The following is a 16546-nucleotide window of genomic DNA, read 5'->3' on the forward strand; positions in this document are numbered from 1 at the left end:
ACAATTTAAATGATCTTTTAAAATAAACGTAAATTTAGCGTTATTTCATATGAATTTCAGGAATAAGCCTCTATTTATTCACTTTAATTAATGAAATTTGTATCCTAAAAAATACGGACATGACCACTTTCAACAGGCTTTTACTTTGTTTCCTTTTAATCTCATTTAATGCATTTTCTCAAAAAGAACAAAAAGCTTCTTTTCAAGTTGTTCCATTGGGAATAAAGGGCGGAATCGACGAAAAAAATCTTTCTGCATATTTATTGGCTCCAATAAATACAAAGGATTATATCTGCCTTGACGCCGGAACTGTAAATGCGGGAATTGAAAAAGCAATTGAAAACAAGGTATTTAAAGTTTCTATAAGTGAAGTTTTACGAAAATATATAAAAGGATATTTGATTTCGCATGCACATTTAGATCACGTTTCAGGTTTAATCATTAATTCTCCTGCCGATTCTTCAAAAACAGTTTACGCAACTGACAAATGCATGCAAATGATGGAAAACCATTATTTTAACGATCAAACCTGGGCAAATTTTGGAGATGCCGGAGTTGGTTTTCCTTTGAAAAAATATCACTTTCAAACTTTAAATATTGACGAAGAAACTCCTTTAACAAATACAACAATGACGGTAAAAGCGTTTCCGTTAAGTCATGTAAACCCTTTTGAGAGCACGGCTTTTCTAATTAAAAATAATGAAGATTATGCACTATATCTCGGCGATACAGGACCAGACGCTGTAGAAAAAAGCAACGATTTACGAGATTTATGGACAGCAATTGCTCCGCTGGTAAAAAGCAAACAATTGAAAGGAATTTTTATTGAAGTTTCGTTCCCGAATGAACAACCAGATAAATTTTTGTTTGGTCATTTGACTCCTAATTATTTAATGCAGGAAATGCATGTTTTGGAAGAACTTGCAGGAAAAGATACTTTAAAAGGTTTTAAAATTATCATTACACATTTAAAACCTCCAACAAAAAACATCACTAAAATTAAAGAGCAAATCAAAAATCAAAACGATTTAGGATTGAAAATTATTTATCCTGAACAAGGGAAACGTTTTGAATTGTAATTTTTTGCCACAGATTATTAGATTAAAAAGATTTTTGTTGTGTAGACCTTTGTCAAAGTTTAAAACTTTGACAAAGGTTTTTGAGCATTAAAAAAATTAAGTTATTTAAGTATAAAAACTTAATTTTTCTTAATCTCTTAATGGTTCAAAAAACTATCATTTCTTCGCAACAAATCTAGGATCACTTTCCATTACAGTTCCGCAATTATCGCAGGCTCTTAAATCTTCAGAGTTATAGAAATGTTCAAAATGTGGCAGGAAATCTTTCTCTATATTATGCAATTCAAAAAACACTTCGTATAGTTTATGATTGCAATTATCACAATGCCAAAGCAATCCATCAGTATACCCTTTTCCGGCACGTTTGCGCTCGATTACCAAACCTATTGAACCTTCGGAACGAACAGGAGAATGTGGGATTTTTGCAGGATGAAGATACATATCACCCGCATGTAATTCCATTTCTTTGCGTTCACCATCTTCCTGAATAACCACTTTTATACTTCCTTCAAGCTGATAAAAAAGCTCTTCGGTTTCGTTATAATGATAATCTTTTCGGGCATTTGGACCTGCAACAATCATTACAATATAATCACCGGAATCTACATAAAGATTTTTGTTTCCAACAGGCGGTTTAAGTAAATGACGGTTTTCGTCGATCCATTTAGTAAGGTTAAAGGGTTTTGCTATTGACATTTTCTTTCAGAATTTTATGAAAAGCTAAGATAGTGAAATTTGTAGAGACGCACCGCAGAACACCTTATCAGATTTTATTATAGGAACGTAGACGCACTGCGGTTCGCCTCTACAATTACCCCTAGAGATGCATTTCTTTTATCAAATAAATATAAACCGGAAAGTGATCGCTAAAACCAACTTCTGTCAATGTATGCCGCAACGGATATCCTTTATATTTTCCGGAAGTCTGGATAAGATAAGATCTGTTGAAAATACCGGCTTTCCAGAATTTAAATAATTCAAAATCAGGATCAATCAATGATTTTGATACTATAATCTGATCAAAAATATCCCAGGAATCCCGAAAAGCCAAAGTTCCCATTCCTTTATAAAACATTTCTTCAAAAGGATTATAAACGCCAAATTCAGGAACATCTGCTTTTTTTGCTTTTGCGCCCAAAGCTTCTTTTACACTTTTATTATAAGGACCATCATTTAAATCTCCCATCGTAATTACCTTTGCATTTGGATTTATACGCTGTAGCGAATCGATAATTCTTCTGTTTAATTTGCCAGCCTCTTCACGAAATTTACTCGAAGCTTTTTCTCCGCCGGAGCGCGATGGCCAGTGGTTGATTATAACGCTTATTTCTTCACCTTCTAAATAGCCGGTCACTAAAAGCTGATCTCTTGTAAAAACCCTATTGTTTTGATGTTTTATTTTTACTTCCTCGTTTTCAGTTTCTTCCTTTTCATCTTCTTTGATAGCCTCTTTATTTTTGAAAATATATAAAGGTATGTTTGAATATGAAGTTGGCTTAAAATATTTTTTCTGATACAATAACGCCACATCAATTCCTCGTTTATCCGGAGAATCAAAATGAATGATTCCGTAATCGAATTTAAGCAATTTGGGTTCTTTGATTAAATCTTCCAAAACACCTCTGTTTTCAATTTCAGAACCACCAATTATTGTTGGTGCGTTTGGGTTCTCCGGACTTCCAATATCTGACAAAACGATTGAAAGGTTTTTTAATTTTTGCTGATATTTTTCTTTTGTCCAATTTTGAATTCCGGTTGGCGTCCATTCGTCATCATGTGTAGTTGGATCATTTATAGTGTCAAATAGATTTTCGAAATTATAAAAAGCTACGGTGTGAATTGTGTACTTTTTAGATTGTGCAAACAAACACGAAATTGAAAAAAAGAATACGAATAAGAACTTTACTTTACGCTTATGTGTCATTGGTGTTGAATAAAAATCTAAAGTAAAGCATTTAATTATTTGTAAGAAAATTATATTTATTTTAATTTTCGTTTTGTGTTTTTTTATTGCAATTTGTCTTGTAACTTGCTGACTCAATTCCTTTATTAAAAAATGAAAAAAAATCTTTTTGCTGCTGTTTTATTTATTGTTTTCAACCTTTCTCATAGTCAGCAAAAAAGTTCATTTGCAGATAGCATCAGAATAAAATATCATATTCCCGAATTGGCTTATGCCGTTGTTTCATCTGATTCAATTATAGAAATCGAAGCTTTGGGATATCAACGAATTAACACCAATTTTAAAGCAAATCTGGATGATAAATTTCGTTTAGGATCGCTTACAAAAACTATTACAAGTTATATTGCTGCTGTGTTGGTTAAAGAAGGAAAAATAAAATGGGATACAAAATTTTTTGATTTTTATCCGGAACTAAAAGCAAAAAGCAATCCTGCAACTTTCGATTTTACTTTACAGGATTTTATCACTTTTAGAGCCCACATACCGACATGGTCTTACGGAAATGAAACGCCCACCCAAAAAGAAATTAAGGGAAGCGATCAACAACAGCGTTATGAATTTATCGCCTGGTTTTTCAAACAAAATCCTGCTATTTCAGAAAAACAAGATGTTTATTGGTCAAACCCAAGTTATGTTGCTGCGGGATTGATGCTCGAAAAAGCAACAGGCAAAACTTATGAAACTCTGGTAAAAGATTTAGGCAAAAGTTTACATATCGATTTTGATTTTAGTCAGCCAAATTTAAAAGACATCAAACAGCCTTGGGGACATGATGAAGATTTAAAGCCCGAAGCTCCGGCATTAAATTATAAACTCAACTGGCTTTCATCGGCAGGAAATGTAAATGTTAGTTTGCCTGATTATTGTAAATTTACGCAAATGCAATTGCAGGGTTTATTGGGAAAATCAAAACATTTTACCGCAAAAGAATTTAATTATATGCATTTTGGTTTATTCGAATTTTCGTTTGGATGGGAATCTGAAATTAAAAAGAATAATGAGTTACAATATTCTTTTCACAATGGAAATCCGGGAACTTTTTTAACCAAAGTGTATATTTGCCCTGCAATAAACAAAGCTTTTATTCTGTTTGCAAATGTACAGTCTGAAGAAGCCGACAAAGGATTAATACTGCTTTTAGAAAAATTGCAAAACCAATATGGCGGTTAATTATTTAACCAAAATCTGATTTAAAAAATAATTTATAATTTTAAGCAAAAGAAAAAACATGAAAACGAATAATTTCCGTCACTTAAAGAAACACTTTGCTTGCTGTAAATTCGTATTTCTTATTTTTGCCTTACAATCATTCACCTGTCAATCTCAACAAAACATGATCACACCACCTTATTTACAAAAAGGAGATACAGTAGCCATTTTAGCAACTGCCAGAAAGAATATAGATGACAACTTAAAGCCTACAATCGATTTATTGCATAGCTGGGGTCTGGAAGCTGTTGTCGGAACTACAATTGGACTCGATTTTAATCAACTTGCAGGAACTGATGAACAGCGTGCCGCTGATTTTCAAAAACAATTAGACAATCCAAATATCAAAGCAATTTGGTGTGTTCGTGGTGGTTATGGAACTGTTAGAATGATTGATTTACTTGATTTTACCAAATTTAAACAACACCCAAAATGGATTATTGGTTTTAGCGACGTTACTGTTTTACACAACCATTTAAATACGATGGGTTACAAATCAATTCATGGTGTAATGCCCGTAACGATTCCGCGTGCGACTCCTGCGGCTATTAGCTCAATGAAATCGAGTTTATTTGGCGAACCTCTTTCCTACTCTGTTGGTCCGGATAAAATGAACCGTTTTGGAACTGCAACCGGCGAATTAGTGGGTGGAAATCTGTCTATTTTATACAGTTTATTAGGTTCACAATCGGCAATAGACTGTAAGGATAAAATTTTATTTATTGAAGATTTAGACGAATATCTATATCATATTGATCGTATGATGATGAATTTACGCAGAAATGGCTGTATCGAAAACCTAAAAGGAATTGTAGTTGGCGCCATGACCAAAATGAAAGATAACGAAGTGCCATGGGGGAAAAATGCAGTTGAAATTGTTGATGACGTTACTAAAAAATACAATATCCCGGTAATTTTTAATTTCCCGGCAGGTCATATTCAGGATAACAGAGCTTTAATTATGGGAAGCACCGTGACAATTGATGTAAACGCATCCGGAAGCACACTTACTTTTAAGAAATAATATAAACTCAAAATAGCCACGAAGTCGCAAAGACGCAAAGAAATTAACTTTGTGTCTTTGCGACTTCGTGGCTAAAAAGCAAAAATGGCAGAACACAACGAACTCGGAAAAAAAGGAGAAAGAACTTGCGGTAGAATATCTTCGCGAAAATGGTTATAAAATACTCGATCGAAACTGGGTTTTTCAAAAGGCAGAAATAGATATAATCGCACAAAAAGATAATTTTTTAGCTGTAATAGAAGTCAAAACAAGATCAAGTACAGATTTTGGATTGCCTCAAGATTTTGTCAAGCAAAAAAAATTCAATTACTGGTAAAAGCAATAAATGCCTACATAAACTATAGGGAAAAGGATTTTGAAGAAGATTTAGAAATTCGTTTTGACATAATTGCCGTACAAAAAAACAATGAAACATTTGCAATTGAACATCTTACAGATGCTTTTTACCATTTTTAACATAATTTTTTATTGTTATATTTGTAACAAATTGTTTTTTTATTTATATTTGCAAGGTTTTATAACAACCCTATTAAACTAAACCAACCCAATTAAGTTACAAAAAAAAAGAATTATGAAAACCGTTTCATCAATTGTAGAAAATTACATCAAAACAAAGCCATTTTTATTAAATGCATTGTCGCTTGGAATTATCAACTTAACTTCTCTGTCCAGGAACATTATGACCGAGCTTGAAAGTGAATTTGGTAAAGAAGTGAAACAAGGCGCCGTTGTAATGTCGCTAAAACGGCTCACAGAAGAATTAGATTTTAAATTGAACCATAAAATTAATAAGGTAATTAAGAATATTGGTGAGATTACAGTTCGTTCTGAATTAACAGATTATACCTTTGCAGCTTCAGAAACTGTATTGAACAAACAAGCAGATTTAATTTCTGATATTAATGTTTTATCTGATATTTTTTATACCTCATCCCGTGGTGTAAATGAAACTAACATCGTGGTTAGCAGCAGCGTAAATCATTTAGTTGAAAAACATTTTATGCGCGAAAAACTAATTCAGAAATTAGATAATCTGGCTTCAATAACAGTAAAATTACCAAAAGAAAACATCGTAGTTCCTGGTATTTATTATTTCATTTTCCAGCGTTTGGCTTGGGAAGGAATTATTATAAATGAGGTAATTTCAACTTCAAATGAATTCACCATTTTAGTTGGTGAAGATCAGGTTGATGTTGCTTTTAAAGTAATTAAAGATTTGAAAAACTAATTAAAATAAAAAAATAGAATCCTACAATTCTGCACTTATAAAATCCTTTTGTCTTTTAGATAAAAGGATTTTTTCTTTTTAATCATATTGTAAATTGAGTTGTGTTTAAAGTTCAGCATAAGAATATTCCTTGTAAATATCAGCAATTACAGCTTTTTAACAAATTCCATCAAAAATTTTATAAACCCGTAAAATCAATTCCTATGCACCGTTGCTAGGGATTCGTTAAAATTTTATTAAAAAAACTTTAATTAAGTTTTTTTTATATGCTATTTGTTGCGAATTATATTTTTATATATTTGCTAACCTGTCAACAAATAAGACCACTCATTTTGATAGTATCCTAATATAATTAGAATTAAATAAAGACTAATTAAATTAATGTTAGAAGCGAACAACAATAGCGAAAAATTATTGGTTAGTGAACTCAAAAATGGCAACGAAAAAGCATTTCGTCAACTTTTTGATTTATACTATCAGGAAATCTATGGTTATAGCATTAGCATTTTAAAATCAAAAGAAGCTGCTGAAGAAAATGTTCAGGATGTTTTTATGAAAGTCTGGCAAAATCGGGAAAACTTAAATCTGGAACAATCTTTTAAGGCCTATATTTTTACAATTGCCCGAAATCAGGCTTTTAATTTCTTAAACAAAGCAGCAAACGAAGTACTTCTTAAAGAAGAGATTTTCTATGAAAGCCAAAAATCTCATGAATATGGCGATTACTCGATTCGCGAAGAAGATTGCAAAAAACTTCGAAAAGAAGCTATGAATCAATTACCTCCTAAACGGAAACAAATTTTTAAAATGTCACGAAAGAAAGGCATGAGTTACGAAGAAATAAGTCAGGAACTCGGCATCTCTATAAATACAGTCAGGAATCAAATGAGCAAAGCATTAGAATCGATGCGAGTCTTTTTTCAGGTTCATGATGAAATTATCTAAACCAAAATACGCTTTAACCATCAAAATCACCCTTTCCGGGTGATTTTTTTGTTTTAACCACAAAGGACGCCAGGGTTTATGCTATATTTTTGTCATTTCGAGCGAAGGGAGAAATCACACAAGAAACTCCGCAAACAAAATCACCAATCTTTGTCGATCTACTAGTGTGATCCTTCCTTCGTCAGGATGACAAAAATGGTTCGTTTCTTCAAAAAACCTGAAAAAATTTTAAAAATATTTTTTATTAAAAACCTCAACAAAATCAGCACTTCACAGGTTTTTTCCTTTCTTCAATATGTTAAAATTAAAAAAATTACAACGTTTGAGTAGTACTCAACTTCCTTTCAACTGTATTATATAAAACCCGAACTAAAATCAATTCGTAATGAATTCAAATTCTGAAATAAAAGACCTATTACAAAAGTTTGTTTTAAACCAATGTACCCCCGAAGAAACAAACGAGGTAATTGCATATTACAAAAAAATAAACTTACGGATGATTTTCCTTCTGTAGAAGATATTCAAAATCTTTTGGGAGAAATGCCGAAAATGAGTCAGCAAAAGGCCGATGATATTTTTATGAACATTTTGACTTCATCAAAAGAAAATGAAACTACTATTGATATTGCTCCTAAAAAATCTCACTTCAAAAAATACATTGCAATCGCAGCTTCGGTTGTGGTTTTATTGGGAATTGGATTTTTCTACAAACAAAATATTCAGAATAAAACCATTCAGCCAAAATTCGACTTTAAAAGCACGGATATTGTTTTACAATTAGAAAATGGAAAACTGCAGATTATTCATGAAGATAATTCTGTTCAGGTTTTAGATTCAAAAGGAAATGTTGTTGGAAATCAGTCTGGAAATAAACTGGTTTACGAAAACAATTCAGATTTGGAAAAGGTTTCTTATAACACGATTAAAATTCCGTACGGAAAGAAATTCCAATTGCAATTGTCAGACGGAACACTTGTTCATTTGAATTCAGGAACAACTTTAAAATATCCTGTAAAATTTATTGCGAGCGAAAACAGACAGGTTTTTCTTGACGGAGAAGCATTTTTTGATGTTGCAAAAGATAAAAATCACCCTTTCATAGTGAATGCTGACAACTTAAATGTGCGTGTTTTAGGAACCCATTTTAATGTTTCTAATTATCCCGAAGATGCTGCAACAGATGTTGTTTTGGTAGAAGGATCTGTGGGAATGTACAATAGTAATGAAGATTTTAATGCTGATAAAAACACGATTTTGAAGCCGGGTTACAAAGGAAGTTTTAATAAAGAAAACGCCTCAATTATGACCAAACCGGTAATCACAGACATTTACACTTCATGGATTAATGGCGGATTGACTTTCAGGAATATGACTTTCAAAAATATCATAACAAAATTGGAAAGACGCTATAATGTGACGATCATCAATAAAAACGAAAAACTGGCTAACGAAAAATTCAACGCAAGTTTTAAAGAAGAATCTATAGAAAATGTGATGAGTTATTTTAATGATATTCATGGCATTAATTACACCATAAAAAACAATCAGATACTAATTAAATAACCAATAACCAATGAAAAAACATGAAGAACTAAAAGTACAGGAATAAAAAAATCGGAAAGAGCTGCGAACAATTTCCGATTTACTAAGTGATTGAATATAACGAATTAACTACAATCAATTAACAAAATTATGAAAAAAAAATCTAAGAATATTGGGTTCCTATACTCTATATTCCAAAATGACCTAAAATTGAAACTAACTACACTACTTATTTTGGTCGCCATGTTTAATATTCGAGGAAATACTTATGCCCAAAAAACAAAAGTAACCCTTGAATTAAACAATTCAACAATCGAAAAGGTTATTGAGACCATAGAACAAAAAACAGATTTCAGGTTTATTTACAAATTAAATGACATTGATCTTGATCGTGTGATTTCAATTTCGGTAAAAAACCAGCCCATTGATATTGTTTTAAATAAACTTTTTAAAGGAACTCCAACCGAATTTAAAGTTCGCGACACACAAATTATACTGAAAAAACCGGAACTGAGAACCGAAACTATTCGCGATGAAAAAGAAACAGTTTCAGGAATAATTACCGATGAAAATGGTCTGCCATTGCCGGGTGCTTCTGTTATCGAAGAAGGAACTAAAAACGGAATGGTAACTGATTTTGACGGAAAATATAAACTTACCGTTGAAAGCTCTGCCTCTGTAATTGTGGCAACTTTTATTGGTTACAAAGAGAAAAAAGTTACGGCAAGCCAAAGCAATATCAACATTCAATTATTTCCGGATGCTACAAACTTACAGGAAATTGTTGTGGTTGGTTATGGAACTACAGCCAGAAAAGATGTTACTGGAGCAGTTTCTTCAATAGCTGCAAAAGACATGAATCAGGGTGCAATTGTAAATCCGTTATCGTTGATTTCAGGAAAAGCTGCGGGTGTAAATATTACGCAAATTGGTAATGAGCCGGGTTCAGGACCAAGCGTTCGTATTCGTGGTATTTCTTCTTTAATTGGAGGAAATGATCCGCTTGTTGTTGTTGACGGAATTCAGGGAAACATGGATTTACTAAATCAGGTTCCACCAAGTGAAATTGAAAGTATCGATGTTCTAAAAGATGCTTCGGCTACAGCAGTTTACGGTTCCAGAGGTGCGCCTGGAGTTATCATTGTAACGACTAAAAAAAATAAAGCAGGAAAAACAACTATGGAATATATTGGATATACTTCTATCGATTTTATTCCGAAAAAACTAGAAATGCTGAACGCAAACCAATGGTGGGAAACTGCTCAAAGCGTTGGTGTTCCTGCATCTGCAAATCACGGTTCTGATACAGATTGGTACGGTCTTTTGACTCAAACCGGAATCACACAAACGCACACGTTATCGTTTGGCGGAGGAACTGATAAATTCAATTACAGAGCTTCCATAACAGCAATTATGCAGGATGGAGTTGTAATTAATTCTAGTAATCAAAAATATATTGGCCGTGTTCAGGCAACGCAATTGGCGCTTGATGACAAATTAAAACTGACTTTTAATTTAAATACAGGTGTAAATAATGTAACGGGAAGTATTGCTAAAATTGGTGCGGTTTCCTATCAGTCCAACCTAATTACAAACTCGTTATTGGCCAGACCAACAGATCCGGTTTATAATACTGACGGATCTTATTTTACTGATTCAACCGTATTTCAATACTTAAACCCTTATGCAGCTGCACAATCGGTAAAAAATGAAAGACAGGAAGATAATTTATTTGGAAGTTTAAAAGCAGATTTAGATTTAGGCAAAGGATTCTCTGCGAACTGGTTTGGAAGCTGGAGAAAAACAAATTCAACACAGGGATATTTTTTGCCTTTATCATCTACAGAAGCTTTTGCTGTTGAACAAAAAGGTTATGCTAATATTGAAAATAAGAGACAAAACGAAAAACTAACCAATTTAAGTCTTACTTATAAAAAAACTTTCGGAGTTCATAGTTTTAACGCGTTGGCTTTATACGAATGGCAAAGCCAGACTTATCAGGGAAATTTTGCTCAGGCAAGAGGATTTATAAGCGATGAAGCAACTTACAATGCGCTTCAGTTTGGTGATTTGTCTAAAGTAAGACCATCAGATATTAGATCATATAAAAACGACAGATCTTTAGTTTCTTATTTAGGAAGATTAAATTACTCCTTATTAGACCGCTATTTACTTACAGCAAGTATCAGACGAGACGGTTCATCTGTATTTGGCACAAACAACAAATGGGGAAATTTCCCTTCAGCATCTGTGGCGTGGCAAATCAACAAAGAGTCATTTATGCTCAATCAAACCTTGTTTAACGAATTAAAATTACGTGTAGGATATGGAGAAACCGGTAATCAGCAAGGTCTTTATCCGCAAACTTCATTGCCACTTGTAGATAGTGCAGGAAACACTTATTTTGGTGGAGCGCTTATTACCAATTTTGGAATTTCTCAAAACGCAAATGCCGATTTGAAATGGGAAACCAAAAAACAAACTAATATCGGACTTGATTTTTCTCTTTTAGATGGCAGATTAAGAGGTAGCGTAGATGTTTACGATTCCAGAACAGATAATTTATTATTTAATTATACTGTACCTCAGCCTCCTTTTCCATTCAAAGAAATTAAAGCAAACGTAGGAAGTATTTCAAACAAAGGTTTGGAGATTGCCCTTGGCTACGATGTGATCAGAACTGAAAACAGTACGCTGACATTAGCCGGAAACGTTTCTTTCATGAAAAATGAAGTACTTAATTTAAGCGGAAGTATTAACGGTATTCCTTTAAATACTGATTATGTGGGCTGGGGAGCGGCAAACTCTTACCTAGTTCAGGGAAAACCTGTTGGCGCGTTTTATATTTTAGAGCATACCGGCGTAAACGACAATGGTGTTGAAACAGTTTCAGATCGTGACGGAAACGGTTTAATCGATCAGGGAGTAAAAAGTCCGGATCGTTATTATGCAGGTTCGGCATTGCCAACGTACACTTTTGCATTTAATCCATCTTACCGTTACAAAAACTTCGATGCTTCAATGTTAGTTAGAGGTTCCGGAGGAAATAAAATTTACAACGCGCTTAATCAAAACTTAAGTATGCTGGAAAATACAGGTAAGTCAAACATTTTAGAAAGTGCTGTCGACAAAGGAATTCACTCTTCTCCATACGGATCTGATGTATGGTTAGAAGACGGTTCATTTGTACGTTTAGAAAACCTTACTGCAGGATATACTTTCCGCTTTACTGATAAATATATAGACAATGTTCGACTTTCTCTTACAGGAAACAATTTACTGCTGATTACAGATTATACAGGCGTTGACCCTGAATTGAACATCAGCGGAAGTGGTGATCCTAATGATAATTTTGGTGGAGACCGCGGAATTTATCCGCGTACCAGAAGTGTTGCATTTGGTTTGACTGTAAAATTTAAATAGTAAAAGAAATGAAAATTAAAAATATACTAATAGCAGGAAGCGCATGTTTCCTAACTCTTTTTAGCTGTACAGATATCAACGAAAACATATACGACAAATATCAGCCAGACAGCTTTTACGGAACTCCGGAAGGGGCAGATATTGCTCTTGCCAGCGTTTATGCAGAAATTCCGGGTGACTTTCAGCGTAATAATGTACCGGGTGTTGGTTACGCCGGAGCAGATAACGGCTGGTACGACATGAACTGTATGTCATCAGACGAGCAGGTAATTCCGCATAGAAATACCGGTGACTGGCAACAGGATTTTGCCCGTTTACACAAACACGAATGGCTGCCAACAGATTTCATTATTAACAATACGTGGAACTGGTTGTACAAATCTATTTTTAACGCCAATTTAGCCATTCAATTATTAGAAAAATCAGATGCCGAAGCTTCAAAAATTGCCGAAGCAAAAGTATTGCGTGCCTTCTTTTATTATTTATTGATTGATGATTTCGGAAATGTTCCTTTTTATACGGATAATAATATTACAGTTGATAAAATTCCGCAATCAAGCCGTAAAGAAGTTTTTGATTTTGTTGTAAAAGAAATTACTGAAAACGTAGATCTTCTTTCTATCACAAAAGGAGGAAATTATTACGGAAGATTCAACAGATGGGCGGGTTATACCTTATTAGCAAAAGTATATTTGAATGCAGAAGTTTATACCGGAGAATCAAAATGGAACGAATGTTTAGCGGCTTGTAACAAAGTTAGCGAAGGCGGATATAGTCTTCACTCTGGTGCAGCAAACGACGCTAGTCCGCTAGGAAATAAATATTACGAATTGTTTGGAGATGTACTTCCGGATGATGAAACCATTCTGCCAATTTACGCAACGCTTGATGTCGTTTCCCGTAATATTTATGCAACTCGTAGTTTGTACGGTCCACATGGTAAAAGTTTATTTGGATATGATGGCTGGAACGGGACTATTGTGCCTAAAGAATTCTTCCTGAAATATGATGCAAACGATATTCGAATAAAACAATTTTTAGTAGGAGAACAACCTGGCGGATTTAATTACACGCTTGATGTTGCTTCTTTAGACAATCCCGGAGCTGCGCCACAGGCAGGTGTTCGTAATATTAAATTTTATCCTGCAGCACCAAGATCCGGTGGAGGAGCTTCAAATGACTTCCCTATTTTTAGATATGCCGATGTAATTTTAATGAAAGCCGAGTGCCATGTTCGTTTAGGAAACGCCGGTACCGCAAAACCTTTTATTGACGAAATCAGACTTCGTGCAGGTTTAAACGAATTAGCCGCAAACCCAACTTTGGACGATGTTTATAACGAAAGAGGATTTGAGTTAAACTGGGAAGGTCACAGAAGACAAGACATGATTCGTTTTGATAAGTTTTTATTGGCAAGCGAGTTCAGACCAGCCTCTCCGGCTTATAGAAAATTGTTCCCAATTCCAACATCTGCTTTAGATGCCAACAGAGGATTAAAACAAAACCCTGGTTACTAAAAACAAAACTATCATGAAAAAATATATAAATAAATTACTCCTGTTGGGCGGCTTGCTGTTTTTAGGCACTTCCTGCGAAACCGATGGTCAATTAACAACTTTAAAAGCGACAAGTTTTCCTTCTTCATTTGAAGTTTCGTCAAGCGACATTGTACTTAGTGAAGAGACTGCAGACGATCAGGCTTTGCTTGTTTCGTGGCCGGCAGTTACTTTTCCAATTGCTGCACCCGTTACTTACGCCATACAATTTGATTTAGTAAATGATATCAGCGGAAGTCAGGCATGGCAAAAAGCAAAACGAATTGTTGTGGGCGAAGATGTTTTGAGCAAATCTTTCCTTGACAGGGATTTAAACAAAATCGCAACAGATTTAGGACTTCCTATAAATGTTCCGGGACAATTAGCGGTTCGTATAGAAGCTACAATGGATCGCAAAATCTATTCAAACACCACTACAATAACAGTTACACCTTATGAAAAAAGTGAAGTTTTTGGCGAAATTTATATGCCGGGAGCTTATCAGGGTGACTGGAATATAGATACGGCTTTGGTTTTACCAGAAATTTCAAAAGGCATTTATCAGGGTTATGTAACTGTTCTGCCGGGTTATGGTACAGTATTTAAATTAAATATGGCCAGAGGCTGGGATCAGTATTTTGGTGCAGGTGCTACAAACAATGACGTGAAAAATATGAGTACTACTGATTTTGCACTTCCGGGAGAAGGTTCTTATCAGGTAAAAGTAAATTTAAATACTTTAAAATGGAGCTCAATTGTATATTCATGGGGAGTTGTTGGTGACGGAACACCGGGAGGCTGGGGAACCAGTACACCAATGAACTACAATTACCAGACAAAAACATGGAAAGTGACTGTGAATTTAGTACCAGGAAACGTAAAATTCAGGCTAAATAATGACTGGGCAATTAACTACGGTTCTAAAAACAATACAGACTTTGTTGCTCATCTTGATAATTCGGGAGCGCATTATATTGGTGAAGCCGGCAGTTATGAAATCACATTTAAGATAAATGATGTAGATCCTCTTGGTCTCGGGTATCCTGCAGAAGCAAATTATACAATTACAAAAAAATAACAAAAGTTAGTTTGGTTTGAGTTGTACCTGTCTTTCGATTTTGAAAGGCAGGTTACTTTAAATCATTTTTAATGCTTAAAATTCAGAAAATATGAAATTTAATATAAAAATCATCCATACACTACTGCTTACACTTGCGTTTGTTTCTTGTAGTTCATCAGATGATAACAATACAAATACAGAACCTGCCTATCCGCAATTTGGGGCTTCATTTGAAAAAATGCCAAAGAAAGAAGACGCCATCATTTATCAGGTAAATATTCGTGCTTTTAGCGAAGCCGGAACTTTAAAAGGAGTTCAGGACAGATTGACCCAAATTCAGGAATTGGGAGCAAATGTTATTTATTTAATGCCCATTTTTCCTGTTGGAAAAGAAAGAGCTTCAGGAGAATTAGGTTCGCCTTATGCCGTAAAGGATTATAAAGCCGTAAATCCGGATTTTGGAACTTTGCAGGATCTTCAGACTTTGGTCGAAGAAGCGCACAAAAAAAACATGGCTGTAGTGCTGGACTGGGTTGCCAATCATACTGCATGGGATAACGCCTGGATTACACAACATCCGGACTGGTATCAAAAAAATGAAAAAGGCGAAATTATAATGCCGCCGGGAACAAATTATGCTGATGTAGCACAATTGGATTTCAATAATACCGAAATGAAAAACGCAATGATCGACGCAATGTCGTATTGGGTTTACACGGCAAATGTAGACGGTTTTAGATGCGATTATGCCGATTTTGTTCCGCAAGGTTTTTGGACAGATGCCATTACAAAACTAAGAAGCATCAAACCAAATCAAACTATTTTAATGTTGGCCGAAGGTTCTAAGGTAAGCCATTTCGTTTCTGGTTTTGACTATACATTTGGTTTCAATTTCTTTAGCACATTAGAAAAAGTTTTTAAAGAAAATAAATCTGCTACTACAATGCAGGATTCTAATGCTACAGAATATGCCAATAATTACAATTCATCAAACAGAGTTGTACGTTACACAACCAATCATGACGTAAATCTTTCAGATGGAACACCACTAGAGCTTTTTGGAGGTAAAAAAGGATCTGTGGCAGCATTTGTTGTGGCAGCATATTTAAAATCTGTTCCGATGATCTACAACGGTCAGGAAATTGGGTATGCGCAAAGACTGAATTATTTCGCGCGCACCCTATCAATTGGTCTGTTGCAGATACAGAAATGCTTGCTGAATACAAAAAGATAATCGCCTTTAGAAATACAAGCAATGCTATTAAAAAAGGAACTTTTACAGGATATAGCAGCGATGCCGTAAGTGCTTTTACAATGGTAAACGATACTGAAAAAGTGCTGGTACTTTCTAATTTAACCAATAATGCTGTAAAATATTTGGTTCCGTCTGCTTTAAAAGCAACATGGAAAGATGCTTTCACAGGAACAACTGTAACCGTTAGTGCAGAAATAACATTAGAACCTTTTCAATATTTAGTATTGAAAAACTAAGATAAAAGCACTTTAATAAATTAGATTTGCAAAAAACTAAATAAAAC

The 16546-nt window shown here is 34.2% G+C and carries 13 protein-coding genes and 1 pseudogene; 12 read left to right on the forward strand and 2 right to left on the reverse strand.

The annotated features are described in order from the left end of the window. The first annotated feature begins 119 nt into the window (after positions 1-119). Positions 120-1079 carry an MBL fold metallo-hydrolase gene (locus ACZZZT_RS01460; RefSeq protein WP_463459192.1) on the forward strand — a complete coding sequence of 320 codons (960 nt, stop codon included), beginning with the start codon at positions 120-122 and terminating at the stop codon, positions 1077-1079. 156 nt (positions 1080-1235) lie between these two features. Here the strand turns inward: ACZZZT_RS01460 and ACZZZT_RS01465 are convergent, their stop codons facing one another. After that, on the reverse strand, positions 1236-1775 hold the full coding sequence (locus ACZZZT_RS01465) for a 3-hydroxyanthranilate 3,4-dioxygenase (RefSeq protein WP_463459193.1): 540 nt from the start codon (positions 1773-1775) through the stop codon (positions 1236-1238). Between the two features lie 121 nt (positions 1776-1896). Continuing rightward, entirely contained in the window at positions 1897-3003 is a 1107-nt protein-coding gene (locus ACZZZT_RS01470) for an endonuclease/exonuclease/phosphatase family protein (RefSeq protein ID WP_463459194.1), read from the reverse strand. 132 nt (positions 3004-3135) lie between these two features. Here ACZZZT_RS01470 and ACZZZT_RS01475 point away from each other — a divergent pair, with 132 nt between their 5' ends. The 11 genes and pseudogenes from ACZZZT_RS01475 to ACZZZT_RS01525 all read left to right on the forward strand — a co-directional run bounded on the left by ACZZZT_RS01475 (position 3136) and on the right by ACZZZT_RS01525 (position 16499). Continuing rightward, positions 3136-4212, forward strand: coding sequence for a serine hydrolase domain-containing protein (locus ACZZZT_RS01475; protein WP_463459195.1), 1077 nt, complete (start codon positions 3136-3138; stop codon positions 4210-4212). A 163-nt stretch (positions 4213-4375) separates the two neighbouring features. Continuing rightward, complete coding sequence (locus ACZZZT_RS01480; protein WP_302094251.1) at positions 4376-5275, forward strand: S66 peptidase family protein; 900 nt, start codon at positions 4376-4378, stop codon at positions 5273-5275. An 84-nt stretch (positions 5276-5359) separates the two neighbouring features. Beyond that, positions 5360-5731: pseudogene (locus ACZZZT_RS01485) on the forward strand (YraN family protein). A 115-nt stretch (positions 5732-5846) separates the two neighbouring features. Next, positions 5847-6503, forward strand: a complete 657-nt coding sequence (locus ACZZZT_RS01490) for an aspartate kinase (protein ID WP_042564741.1) — start codon at positions 5847-5849, stop codon at positions 6501-6503. A 381-nt stretch (positions 6504-6884) separates the two neighbouring features. Next, positions 6885-7448 (forward strand): RNA polymerase sigma factor, encoded by a 564-nt coding sequence (locus ACZZZT_RS01495; protein ID WP_073394580.1) that lies wholly within the window; start codon positions 6885-6887, stop codon positions 7446-7448. A gap of 438 nt (positions 7449-7886) precedes the next feature. Then, entirely contained in the window at positions 7887-9011 is a 1125-nt protein-coding gene (locus ACZZZT_RS01500; protein WP_463459196.1) for a FecR family protein, read from the forward strand. Positions 9012-9200: 189 nt separating this feature from the next. Further along, positions 9201-12413: a TonB-dependent receptor gene (locus tag ACZZZT_RS01505; RefSeq protein ID WP_463459197.1), complete on the forward strand. Its 3213-nt coding sequence runs from the start codon at positions 9201-9203 to the stop codon at positions 12411-12413. Positions 12414-12421: 8 nt separating this feature from the next. Continuing rightward, on the forward strand, positions 12422-13930 hold the full coding sequence (locus tag ACZZZT_RS01510; protein ID WP_463459198.1) for a RagB/SusD family nutrient uptake outer membrane protein: 1509 nt from the start codon (positions 12422-12424) through the stop codon (positions 13928-13930). Between the two features lie 13 nt (positions 13931-13943). Next, positions 13944-15026 carry a SusE domain-containing protein gene (locus ACZZZT_RS01515; RefSeq protein WP_463459199.1) on the forward strand — a complete coding sequence of 361 codons (1083 nt, stop codon included), beginning with the start codon at positions 13944-13946 and terminating at the stop codon, positions 15024-15026. 91 nt (positions 15027-15117) lie between these two features. After that, a complete protein-coding gene (locus ACZZZT_RS01520) occupies positions 15118-16242 on the forward strand; it encodes an alpha-amylase family glycosyl hydrolase (protein ID WP_463459200.1) in 1125 nt (374 codons plus the stop codon). Beyond that, positions 16218-16499 carry an alpha-glucosidase C-terminal domain-containing protein gene (locus tag ACZZZT_RS01525; RefSeq protein ID WP_463459201.1) on the forward strand — a complete coding sequence of 94 codons (282 nt, stop codon included), beginning with the start codon at positions 16218-16220 and terminating at the stop codon, positions 16497-16499. The genes ACZZZT_RS01520 and ACZZZT_RS01525 overlap by 25 nt, the downstream gene beginning before the upstream one ends. Positions 16500-16546 lie beyond the last annotated feature (47 nt).

The sequence above is a fragment of the Flavobacterium sp. AC274 genome (genome assembly GCF_979258275.1).

What these genes read in the sequence shown, in the direction of transcription:
- ACZZZT_RS01500 (WP_463459196.1), top strand. Translation starts at nt 7,887, where the DNA reads ATGTACCCCCGAAGAAACAAACGAGGTAATTGCATATTACAAAAAAAT.
- ACZZZT_RS01520 (WP_463459200.1), top strand. Translation starts at nt 15,118, where the DNA reads ATGAAATTTAATATAAAAATCATCCATACACTACTGCTTACACTTGCG.
- ACZZZT_RS01480 (WP_302094251.1), top strand. Translation starts at nt 4,376, where the DNA reads ATGATCACACCACCTTATTTACAAAAAGGAGATACAGTAGCCATTTTA.
- ACZZZT_RS01475 (WP_463459195.1), top strand. Translation starts at nt 3,136, where the DNA reads ATGAAAAAAAATCTTTTTGCTGCTGTTTTATTTATTGTTTTCAACCTT.
- ACZZZT_RS01495 (WP_073394580.1), top strand. Translation starts at nt 6,885, where the DNA reads ATGTTAGAAGCGAACAACAATAGCGAAAAATTATTGGTTAGTGAACTC.
- ACZZZT_RS01515 (WP_463459199.1), top strand. Translation starts at nt 13,944, where the DNA reads ATGAAAAAATATATAAATAAATTACTCCTGTTGGGCGGCTTGCTGTTT.
- ACZZZT_RS01525 (WP_463459201.1), top strand. Translation starts at nt 16,218, where the DNA reads ATGCTTGCTGAATACAAAAAGATAATCGCCTTTAGAAATACAAGCAAT.
- ACZZZT_RS01510 (WP_463459198.1), top strand. Translation starts at nt 12,422, where the DNA reads ATGAAAATTAAAAATATACTAATAGCAGGAAGCGCATGTTTCCTAACT.
- ACZZZT_RS01465 (WP_463459193.1), bottom strand. Translation starts at nt 1,775, where the DNA reads ATGTCAATAGCAAAACCCTTTAACCTTACTAAATGGATCGACGAAAAC.
- ACZZZT_RS01460 (WP_463459192.1), top strand. Translation starts at nt 120, where the DNA reads ATGACCACTTTCAACAGGCTTTTACTTTGTTTCCTTTTAATCTCATTT.
- ACZZZT_RS01490 (WP_042564741.1), top strand. Translation starts at nt 5,847, where the DNA reads ATGAAAACCGTTTCATCAATTGTAGAAAATTACATCAAAACAAAGCCA.
- ACZZZT_RS01470 (WP_463459194.1), bottom strand. Translation starts at nt 3,003, where the DNA reads ATGACACATAAGCGTAAAGTAAAGTTCTTATTCGTATTCTTTTTTTCA.